This is a genomic window from Actinomycetospora sp., from assembly GCF_036497245.1.
Taxonomy (GTDB): Bacteria; Actinomycetota; Actinomycetes; order Mycobacteriales; family Pseudonocardiaceae; genus Actinomycetospora.
This window is the reverse complement of record NZ_DASXJS010000197.1, coordinates 1-7,475: the sequence shown is the minus strand read 5'-3', so window position 1 is coordinate 7,475 and position 7,475 is coordinate 1. Positions and strand designations below refer to the sequence as shown.

Below are 7,475 nucleotides of genomic sequence, written 5' to 3'. Positions count from 1 at the left end.
CCCGCGGCCGCGAGCTTCCCGACCGAGGCCAGCGCGCCGGGGTCCTCCCCCGCGACACCGGCCGCGGCGAGCCGGTCGCCGAACGCCCGCAGCGCCCGCTCGCGCACCCACAGGTCGACCACCCGGTCCCGGTCGGTCGCGCCCACCTCCCGCTCCGCGACGAGGCCGACCAGGTGCCGCAGGGTCACCGGGGGCGCCAGGGCGAGCGGGTCACGGCCGAGGGCGCGCCGTTCGTGGGCGAGCATGGTCAGCGCGGCCTTCCACCCGCCGCCGATCTCTCCGACGACGGCGTCCGCAGGCAGGGCGACGTCGTCGAGGAAGACCTCGCAGAACTCCTCGTCGCCGGTCATCTGGCGCAGCGGCCGGGTGTGGACGCCAGGACTGCCCATGTCGACGACGAACATCGTCAGCCCGCGGTGCTTCGGGACGTCCGGGTCGGTGCGCGCAAGCAGCAGTGCGTGGTCGGCGAAGTGCGCGAACGTCGTCCACACCTTCTGTCCGTCGACGCGCCAGCCGGCACCGGCGGAGCCGTCGGGCACCGCCCGGGTGCGCAGTGACGCGAGGTCCGAGCCGGCCTCCGGCTCGGAGAACAGCTGGCACCAGTACTCCTCGCCGTGCAGCAGCGGCCGGAGGTACCGGGACCGTTGCGCGGCGCTTCCCAGGGCGAGGATCACCGGCCCGCACATCCCGACGCCGACGGTGAAGACCTCGCTGAAGGTCTCGTGTCCCCGGGTTCCGCGGGCGAACGCGACCTCGTACGCCGGATCGAGTCCCTGCCCGCCGTACTCGACGGGCCAGGTGAGGCCGGCCAGGCCGGCGGCGGCGAGGTCGCGCCGGTAGGCGGTCGCCGCGTCGAACCAGGTCCGGCCGGCGGCGGAGTCCCGTCGCGTCGCCGCGGGCAGCGGCGGCCGGGAGGCGTGCCAGTCGTCGACGCGGGCGGCGAACGCCGTGAGGTCGTCCGGTCCGCCCGTGGTCGCGGCGGGCGCCACCCGGCCGAGGGCGTCCCCGGCGAGGGCGCGCCGGTGGACGTCCGGGCCGCCGAAGAGCACGGCCGAGGCGTGGGCCCGGCGGAAGTACAGGTGGGCGTCGTGCTCCCACGTGAAGCCGATGCCCGCGAGGACCTGGACCGTGCCGCCCACGACGTCCCGCGCGGCGTCCCCGGCCGTCAGGGCCGCCGCGCGGATCGCCGGCCCGGCGCCGTCGGGGTCGGACTGGGCGGCCACGACCGCGTCGTGCAGGACGGCCCGCGCCTGTTCCAGGGCGACGAGGAGGTCGGCGCACAGGTGCTTGACCGCCTGGAAGGAGCCGATCGGCCGGTCGAACTGGCGACGGGTGCGGGCGTACTCGACGGCGAGGTCCAGGCACGTGCCCGCCAGCCCCACGTGCTCGGCGGCCCGGAGCAGGAGGGCGAGCCGGGCCCCGCGGCGGACGGCCCCGTGGGGATCGGGCACGGCCAGCAGGCGCCCGGCCGCCCGGTCCAGCCCGATCCGCCCGCGCCTGCGGGTGAGGTCGAGCCCCTCGAGGTCCTCGACGGTCACCTCGCCCGCTCCGACGACGGCCAGGCGGGGCCCGGCCGTGGTGGCGACGAGCACGACGAGATCGTCCGCGTGCGGGTCGAGGACGTCGGGCAGCGTGCCGGTGACCGCGACACCGGTCCCGTCGGGCGTCGGTTCGGCGCGCGGGGACGGCTGGTCGGCCGGGTCGCTCCCGTCGAGCGGGAGGGCCACGGTGGCCCGCCGGTCGCCCGTCGCGACGGCCGCCAGCACCTCGGCCGCAGCACGGTCGTCCTCGCCCGCGCACCCGAGGACCTCGGCCGCGAGCACCGTGGCGAGCCACGGGCTCGGTGCGACCACGCGGCCCAGCTCCCGCGCGACCACCGCCAGCTCTCCCGGGCCCGCCCCGGAGCCGCCGTGGCGGGCCGCGACCGCGAGCCCGGCGACACCGAGGTCGCCGCCGAGGGTGCGCCAGAGCCCCGCGTCGAACCCGGTGTCCGAGGCGATCGCGGCGCGGATGCCGCTGCTGTCGGCCCGCCGCGTCAGCAGCGTCCGCACCGCCTCGGCGAGGTCGCGCTGGTCCTCGTCGGGCCACACCGGGGCACCGCTCTGCATGGAATCCTCCGGGACGCTCGATGGTTCTAATACATCTTAAATTCTGCGTCGCTCCGCTGCTCGGCGGTAGGGCCGAGCGCCGCTGCCGGGCCGCGACCCCCGCTGCCGCGTAGGCTCGCTCGCGATCGTTTCCGCCCTGCCGTGCGCGAAGGGAAACCCGCCCCGTGACCGTGAAGATCGGGTACAAGGCGTCCGCCGAACAGTTCGGCCCGAGAGATCTGGTCGAGTTCGCCGTGCACGCCGAGCAGGTCGGCCTCGAGAGCGCGTGGGTCTCGGACCACTTCCTGCCCTGGCGTCACGAGGGCGGGCACGCGCCCGCCGCGATCCCGTGGCTGGCCGCGGTCGGCGAGCGGACCTCGCGCATCCAGCTCGGCACGAGCGTGCTCACCCCGACCTTCCGCTACAACCCCGCGGTGCTCGCCCAGGACTTCGCGACGATGTCCCTGCTCACCGGGGGCCGCGTGGTCCTGGGCGTCGGGACGGGCGAGGCCCTCAACGAGGTCGCGGTCTCCGGGCGCGAGTGGCCCGACTTCAAGGAGCGCTTCGCCCGTCTGCGCGAGTCCGTCCGGCTGATGCGGGCACTCTGGACCGAGGAGGCGGTGAACTTCGACGGCGAGTACTACACGACCGTCGACGCCTCGATCTACGACCGCCCGGACACCCCGGTGCCGGTCTACGTCGCTGCCGGTGGCCCGCAGATGGCGCGCTACGCCGGGCGAGTCGGGGAGGGCATGATCTGCACCTCCGGCAAGGGCATGGAGCTCTACACCGACAAGCTCATGCCCTCGCTCGCCGAGGGGCGGGAGAAGGCGGGCAACCCCGGGATCGACGGGATCGACCGCACCATCGAGATCAAGATCTCGTACGACCGGGACGCCGATCTCGCGCTCGAGAACACCCGGTTCTGGGCGCCACTGTCGCTGACCCCCGAGCAGAAGCAGTCGGTCACCTCGTCCCAGGAGATGGAGAAGCTCGCCGACGAGCTGCCGATCTCCCAGATCGCCAAGCGGTGGATCGTCACCTCGGACCCGGACGAGGCGGTCGAGCAGATCCGTCCCTACGTCGAGGCCGGACTCGATCACCTCGTCCTGCACGGTCCCGGAGCCGACCAGCAGCGCTTCCTCGACCAGGTGGGCGAGGACCTCGTCCCGCGTCTGCGGTCGCTGGGCTGACGCAGCGCAGCGGGGGCCCGGGACGGGCCACCCCGTCGGGTGACGAAATCCCGTCGAGATATCGACCGTGCGATATATGACCGCGATGTCACAGAATCGGACATTTCACGGGTTTCACCGGCGGTACAAGTGGGAACCCCACCCCGATTCGGGCGACCGGGAGCCCTCGTTACGGTGTGGGTCCGAACTGACCCGTCCCGACTTCCCGGGGGATCACCGTGAGCACTACGCCCACTGAATCGACAACGGACCCCCGACTGGCTCCGATCGATCTCGTCTGCCCCGAATGCCGCGAGACTCTGGCATTCACGCCCGCATCGACGCAGCCGCTCGAGGGCGGGATCTTCGGCGTCCTGGCCTGCCAGTGCAGCGAGTACCCGGTCGTCGACGGCATCCCGGTGATCCGCCAGGGCCAGGTCGACGTGCAGGACCACATGACCGAGCGGGCCGAGGTCGACGGGCCCACCGTGGCGCGGCTGGTCGAGCTCATCCGTGGCGATGACCCCCTCGAGTCCCTCGTGGAGCTGCTGGCCTTCCCCCCGCCGACCCCGATGAACCTGGGCTCCCGCCCCGGCGTCCGCCTCCCCTTCACCCGGGGACCGTGGCCGCACCTGGCGCACGAGGCCCGTCGCGGCGAGGTCCGCGCGCTGCTCGGCGAGATCGACTCCCTGACGGCGCAGGACTGGATGGAGCTGTGCTACGAGCGCTCCTCCGACCGGATCAACGGCGAGCTGTTCCCGTACTTCTTCATCCGGTTCGGCCAGCCCCGTTACCTGTCGTCGATCTCGTTCCTCGAATCCCTGCCCAAGAACTCCGGCCCCATTCTGGACATGGCGTGCGGGTTCGGGCACATCATGTACCACCTCTCCGTCCGGAAGAATCCGATCGATTCGGTCGGCCTCGACCGGAACTTCTTCCAGCTGTGGGTGGCGCGACGCTATATCGCCCCGGACCAGAGCTACGTGTGCTCGGGCCGGCTGGACTCCCTGCCGTTCGCCGACGACGCGTTCTCGGCCTCGGTGTGCACCGATGCGTTCCACCTCTTCCCCACCCAGCAGGAGGCGATGGACGAGCTGCGGCGGATCGCGAAGGCGGACACCGTGCTCCTCGACCGCATCGGCAACGCCGAGCTCGAGCCGCACGACACCGACCAGGAGCGCGACCCGGCGGGCTATGTCTCCCTGCTGCGCGGTGCACCGTGGCGCCTGGCCTGTGAGGACGAGCTCTTCGAGAACTACCGCGCGGGTCGCGGCGTCCAGCTGGCGACACCGCGCCCGCCCGAGGACTTCACCGGGCGCAAGTGGCTCGCGCTGATCTCCAGCCGCGACGAGTCGCTGTTCGTCGACGTCGACGCATTCGACGGCCCGCCGCATGGCGCCGGGACGCTCCAGATCAACCCCATCTATCGGGTCGAACGGGATGAGTCGACCGACGATGTTCATCTGCGGTTCGAGTTCCCGTCCACCTGGTATGCATTCGAGAACTCGATGATGATCAGCTACACGTCGGCGGGCGAGTGGATGGACCCGAAGACCTTCGACGCCCTGTGCGAGGGCCTCGAGACCGACCGCACCCCGTACTACCTGCGCCGGTTCGTCGTTCTCGGCATGCCGCCGCGCTATGCCCGCAAGCCCGGCACCCCGCCCCGGTTCCGCTCGGTCGCCGCGGGCCTGCGCCACGGCGCCCGCGAGCGGCTGACGACGGTGGCCAGGCAGGTGGGGTCGCACCGGCCGTGACCGACGTCCACACGTCCGCGTCCCGGCCGGGCGCGGACGTGTGGGTGGTCGCCGGCGCGCCCGGGGCGGGCAAGAGCACCGTGGCCGACCGGCTGCTGGCGTTGCTGCGCCCGGTGCCGGCCCTGCTCGACAAGGACACCCTCTACGGCGGCTTCGTCGCCGCCACCCTCGCCGTCGCGGGTCGCCCCGGCGGGGAGCGCGAGGGGCCCTGGTACGACGACCACATCAAGTCCCACGAGTACGGCGGGATGACCGCCGTCGCCCGGGAGATCCGCGAACGGGGATGCCCCGTCCTGCTCACCGCCCCCTTCACCGGCCAGATCCGCGACCCCGCCCGCTGGCGGCGGTGGGTCACCGATCTCGGGGGCGATCCGGTGCGCCTCGTGTGGGTCGGCTGCGACGCACCGACCCTGCGCAGGCGGCTGGAGGCGCGCGCGCTCGACCGCGACGCAGGCAAGCTGGCGGCGTTCGACACGTTCACGGCACGCATGCGGCCCGCGACACCGCCCGACGTGCCACACCTGGCCGTCGACAACAGCACCGAGGGCCGTGCCGGGATCGACGCCCGGCTCCGGCTCGCACTCGGCGACGGCGGGGAACCGCACGGGGCGCGGTGACGGGCGGGCTGACAGGCTGACCCCCGCGACGGCCACGACCACCCGGGGAGGTGCGCGATCACCACCGAGATCCGCTGCGAGACGGTCGCCGGGGTCGCGACCATCACCCTGGACCGGCCGGACCGCCTCAACGCCTTCACCCCGACGATGGCCCACGAGCTCGTCGAGGCCTTCGACCGGTGCGACGCGGACGACGACGTCCGCGTCGTGGTGCTGACCGGCGCCGGTCGCGGCTTCTGCGCAGGTGCCGATCTCGGGGCGGGCGGCGGCACCTTCGACCATTCCCGGAACGCCGACGCCCGCCGTTCCGCCGGGGGCACGCTCGGCGGCGCCCCGCGGGACCTCGGTGGCGTGGTCGTCCTCCGGATCGCCGCCTCGGCGAAGCCGGTGATCGCGGCCGTCAACGGACCCGCGGTCGGAGTCGGCGCCACCATGCCGCTCGCCGCGGACATCCGGATCGCCGCCGACACGGCGCGGTTCGGCTACGTCTTCGCGCGCCGGGGTATCGCCCCCGACGGTGCCTCGAGCTGGTTCCTGCCGCGGATCGTGGGCATCTCGCAGGCCATGGAGTGGGTCGCGACCGGCCGGGTGTTCGACGCCGACGAGGCGCTGCGCGGACGCCTGGTGTCGCGGGTGGTCCCGCCCGACGAGCTGGGTCCGACGGTCGCCGCGCTGGCCGCGGAGATCACCGAGAACACGTCGGCGGTCTCGGTGGCGCTCTCGCGCCGCATGCTCTGGTCGATGCTCGACACCGAGTCGCCGTGGGACGCCCACCGCACCGAGACACGGGTGATCTCCGCTCTCGGCCGGGAGGCGGACGCCGCGGAAGGCGTCACGTCCTTCCTCGAGAAGCGCCCGCCGCGGTTCACCGGCCACCCGGCCGAGCACCTCGACCTCGTCCCGCCGTGGCCCGGGATTCCGCCGGACCTGGCGCCCGACGAGGGCTGACGCCGTGTGGTGGGGCGTCCTCGTCGCGCTGTGCGCCGCGGTGTTCTCCGGGACCGCCGCCGTCGTGCAGGCGGTCGCGGCCCGCTCGGTCCCCGACAGCGGCCGGGGCGTCCACGTGCACTTGCTGCTGGACCTGACCCGGCGGTGGCGCTTCTGGGCCGGCCTCGGGCTCGACCTCGCGAGCTTCGCGGCGACCTTCACCGCGCTGCGGGTCAGCCCGGTGTTCCTCGTGCAGGCCGCCACCTCGGCCAACCTCGCCGTCACCGCGGTGGTCGCCCGACGGGTGCTCGGCACCCACCTCGGACGGGTCGAGAAGGCCGCGGTAGTCGCCGTGTGCGCCGGCCTGGTGGTGCTGGGCCTGTTCGCCGGACGCCAGGGCCCGTCGCACGGGGACACCACCCTGCACGTCACGCTCCTGGTCGCCGTCGGGCTGCTCGCCGTCCTCGGCTGGCTCGCCGGGCGGCTGCCACCACGCATCGCGGGCGCCGTGCTCGGCCTGCTGGCCGGCTGCGGGTTCGGCCTGACCAGCCTCGCCAGCCGGGTGATCGACCCGAGCTCGGTCGCTGCGCTCGCCCTCGACCCCGCCACCTGGGTGCTCCCCACCGCGGGGTTCCTCGCGTTCCTCTTCTACGCGACCGCCCTGCAGCGCGAGTCGGTGACGGCCGCGACCGCGGGCACGGTCGTCGGGCAGACCGTCTTCCCGGGGCTGGTCGGGCTCCTGGTGCTGGGCGACGAGGTGGAGTTCGGGACCCTCGCGCTCGTCGGATTCCTCGTGACGATCCTCGGGGCCCTCACCCTCGCCCGCTTCGGGGACGTCTCCGAGGACTCGGCGCCGCCCGACCCGGCGCCCCGGGCCACCGCGCCCGGCGGGAGCGGGTGACGCGGCTAGGGTCC

6 protein-coding genes are annotated in these 7,475 nt (G+C 73.7%); 5 read left to right on the top strand and 1 reads right to left on the bottom strand.

From position 1 onward, the window contains the following. On the bottom strand, positions 1-2,108 hold a 2,108-nt coding region (locus tag VGI02_RS20710; RefSeq protein WP_331630372.1), incomplete at its 3' end, for an acyl-CoA dehydrogenase family protein. Between the two features lie 164 nt (positions 2,109-2,272). Between VGI02_RS20710 and fgd the strand changes: the two genes are divergently transcribed. The 5 genes from fgd (at position 2,273) to VGI02_RS20685 (ending at position 7,461) form a co-directional block, all read left to right on the top strand. Further along, positions 2,273-3,280, top strand: a complete 1,008-nt coding sequence (fgd, locus tag VGI02_RS20705) for a glucose-6-phosphate dehydrogenase (coenzyme-F420) (protein WP_331630370.1) — start codon at positions 2,273-2,275, stop codon at positions 3,278-3,280. A 218-nt stretch (positions 3,281-3,498) separates the two neighbouring features. Beyond that, positions 3,499-5,016, top strand: a complete 1,518-nt coding sequence (locus VGI02_RS20700; RefSeq protein ID WP_331630368.1) for a methyltransferase domain-containing protein — start codon at positions 3,499-3,501, stop codon at positions 5,014-5,016. Beyond that, complete coding sequence (locus VGI02_RS20695; protein ID WP_331630366.1) at positions 5,013-5,633, top strand: P-loop nucleotide/nucleoside kinase family protein; 621 nt, start codon at positions 5,013-5,015, stop codon at positions 5,631-5,633. The genes VGI02_RS20700 and VGI02_RS20695 overlap by 4 nt, the downstream gene beginning before the upstream one ends. Before the next feature lie 57 nt (positions 5,634-5,690). Beyond that, on the top strand, positions 5,691-6,581 hold the full coding sequence (locus VGI02_RS20690; protein ID WP_331630374.1) for an enoyl-CoA hydratase-related protein: 891 nt from the start codon (positions 5,691-5,693) through the stop codon (positions 6,579-6,581). Positions 6,582-6,585: 4 nt separating this feature from the next. Continuing rightward, positions 6,586-7,461: a DMT family protein gene (locus tag VGI02_RS20685; RefSeq protein WP_331630364.1), complete on the top strand. Its 876-nt coding sequence runs from the start codon at positions 6,586-6,588 to the stop codon at positions 7,459-7,461. The last annotated feature ends 14 nt before the right edge of the window (positions 7,462-7,475 follow it).